Source organism: Neochlamydia sp. AcF95 (assembly GCF_018342455.1).
Classification (GTDB): Bacteria; Chlamydiota; Chlamydiia; order Chlamydiales; family Parachlamydiaceae; genus Neochlamydia.
Genome location: NZ_JAEMUC010000013.1, coordinates 1 through 3,123, shown reverse-complemented (window position 1 = coordinate 3,123; position 3,123 = coordinate 1). Strand labels below are relative to the sequence as shown.

Genomic DNA, 3,123 nt, shown 5'->3' with positions numbered 1-3,123 from the left:
TGTAATGATTTACTTGTAAAGAAAATATAGCATTTTTTGATAAAAAACTCTCCTAAAATATTATCTCAGGGCAAAAATACTTTAAATCATGTTGAACTAAATAAGCTAGGCATAGAGAAGTCATAAAATAGTGGATGTTTCTGCCTTGACTTTAGTAAGGTGTAATCTCCTGTTTTTAGAGAGAGCGGTTTATTTTTTATGCCGTCCTTTTTAGAGTGCAATTAAATATTTTATTCCTTGATTATTCTACTCTCTTTTTTTCCAAGCTTTTGTATATCTCTTCTAGTTCTTGATAAGAACGTTTACTAAAATAGGGTAAAAATAGGTCGCAAAAATATTTTTTTTGATTTTCTTCTAAATACAGAGGAAGATCCAAAGAAAAATGTAAAGCAGTAATGTCTTTTGAGGTAGGAGCCATCCACAAACCAATCCCGTAATGTTTGTCATCGTCTAGATAAGCCATTTCATCTACTTTTTCCAGGGATACTTTAAAAAGGATCCTACCATGCAAGGCAAAATAAAGTTCATTTAGTGCAGTCACCTTTATTTGGTGGGGAGTATTTTCTAAATACGCCAATTGACGGTAGGGCAAAAGTCCTAAAGTGATAAATAACCCTCCTAAAAATAGAATAATCCATCCCCAAGTAGCTAAGAAAGAAGGAGAAAGGAAAATTCCTCCATAGAGCCATAAACTGATGCCGGCAGCTCCATAAATTGTGCCTTTGATAAGGGTAGCTTTTTTTATAGAAGAATGAATAGCAGAGTTTAAAGATAAAATAGGCTCTTCCATTTTTTTTACCTAGGTTAGAATGTAAAAATCGCATATTAGAATGTATATTAGCAGAAAAGATTTACAGGAAAACTTATATGGCTATCACTCTAAATATTTATACTATCAGCATGATTATTGTCTTTATCATAGGTTATGGCTTTATTACCATAGAACATGTGATCAGAGTCAACAAAACGACCACAGCTTTGCTGATGGCCATTATTTGTTGGATTTTGCAATTTGCTAATCATCACGATAAATTTTCTCATCAAGAGAACTTGGATTCATTAGCTGCTCATGTGGCTGATATTAGCCAGGTAATATTCTTTCTTATAGGTGCTTTGAGCGTCGTGGAGCTTATTAATGCTCATCACGGCTTTAAAATCATTTTAGATGTTATTAAAGTTAGATCTAAAGTTAGCCTGCTGTGGCTGTTGGGTTTGATTACTTTCTTTTTATCAGCAGTTCTAGATAACCTAACCACCACGCTTGTAATGCTTTCCATTATGCAAAAGCTATTGACGAACCGAGAGGATCGCTGGTTAATAGGCGGGGGGATAGTAATTGCAGCCAACGCAGGGGGCGCTTGGACACCGATTGGAGATGTCACGACAACTATGCTATGGATAGGGGGGCAAGTGACTTCATGGGCAATCATTAAAAATCTTTTTTTTCCTAGTCTAGCATGCTTTATTGGCTCATTTTCCATCATTAGCCAATGCTTAAAAGGCTCACTAATCGAGCATGAATTATTGAACGCGCATAAAAAACTAGAACCTATTGGCAAGCTAATTTTTTTAGCAGGTATAGCTGCGCTTATCTTTGTCCCTATTTTTAAAACATTGACGGGTTTGCCCCCCTTTATGGGAATATTGTTTGGTTTAGGGCTATTATGGCTAATGACGGATATTGCTTATTTTAAAGAAGAAGATCGTGAACATTTACGTGTGCCGCATGTATTAACAAAGATTGATTTATCAGGAGTATTATTTTTCTTTGGCATTCTTTTATGCATTAATGCTTTAGAGTCGGCAGAGCTACTAAAAATGTTAGCTCAGTGGTTAAATCAGCATGTAGGAAACACAGAGGTGATAGCCACTCTAATTGGTATAGCTTCAGCAATTGTGGATAATGTTCCATTGGTAGCGGCCAGCATGGGAATGTACAGTCTTCAACAGTATCCTCAAGATTCTTCCTTTTGGCAATTGGTAGCCTATTGTGCAGGCACTGGAGGCAGCCTGTTGATTATTGGCTCTGCTGCAGGTGTGGTCTTTATGGGACTAGAGAAAGTAGATTTTTCCTGGTATTTAAAAAAAATATCTTTTCCTGCCTCTGTAGGCTACATGGCGGGCATTACCGTCTACTATTTACTTAGCATTATCTGATCTTTAGAGGAAGAAGGGAGGAGGATCAGGAAGCTTTCTTATTTTCTTTTATAGCTCTTTGTTTATATAAGGAGCATTCCCTTTATGTAAACTTTCAATGACTAAAAAGATCTTTTTAAGGCACCTTTATAAAGATCCCCTATTTAGGTTTTATCAGGTAGTCTATGCCTGTTGTGTTTTAGAAAGCATTCCTCATCTGCCTTTAACTTAATAAAAAAATGGCGGAATCCCTTATCAGCTGAATGTAAGAGAAAACTTACAATTAACTTGCATTTCCCGCATTCGCTTTTTTGCTAAAATATACAGCATAAAGATTGAATAAATTGAAGCAGATGAGGTGAGACATCATGGGCTTTTAACCTTAGAAGCTAGATGATTAGGAAAAGACGCTTTAAGAACTGGCAATACATTAAACAGGTGAGTTAAGAAGCCAAAAGTTAAGAAATGCCCTATAAGATTACACTCAACAAATTAAGGGAACACGAAATATGCTGGCTTAAAAGGTAGGAAAAGAAACGTTTCATATAAGTTGGAGAATAGATTAGGAGAGGAGCTTTTCGCTTTCTTTCAAATTAGAGGGAGAAGTTAAGCTTGGACTATCAGGAATACTCACCATCGATTTCGCCTAAATGCCCTGCATGAAAATAAGAAGGACAAGAAAGACGGGACAGTTTTTTCCACATTATATTAAAATAATCCTTGAATAAGATTGCTTTTTTGGTATAATAACATCTAGAGAACGAGTGATTTAGATTTCACCCTAAGACAAACGCCTCTCCTTAGAATTCCCCCTGATATAGCGATTTATATCCTTGCACACCTTAGAACAAACATATAGGTTGAAAAGTGACTGCTCAAATTTAAAAATTATTCAGTCGCTTTAATTTTTAGAAGCTTAGGAAAAAAATAAAGAAAAAGGAAAATAGGAGTTGCGGAAATAATTCGATATTTTGTATGTTTACTGCT

Annotated in this window: 2 protein-coding genes; one reads left to right on the top strand and one right to left on the bottom strand. The window is 35.6% G+C overall.

The genetic code is table 11. The features are described 5' to 3' along the window. Positions 1 to 241: 241 nt before the first annotated feature. Entirely contained in the window at positions 242 to 790 is a 549-nt protein-coding gene (locus NEOC95_RS00770) for a hypothetical protein (protein ID WP_213151002.1), read from the bottom strand. Positions 791 to 867: 77 nt separating this feature from the next. Here NEOC95_RS00770 and nhaD point away from each other — a divergent pair, with 77 nt between their 5' ends. Further along, positions 868 to 2,157, top strand: a complete 1,290-nt coding sequence (gene nhaD, locus NEOC95_RS00765) for a sodium:proton antiporter NhaD (protein ID WP_213151000.1) — start codon at positions 868 to 870, stop codon at positions 2,155 to 2,157. Positions 2,158 to 3,123 lie beyond the last annotated feature (966 nt).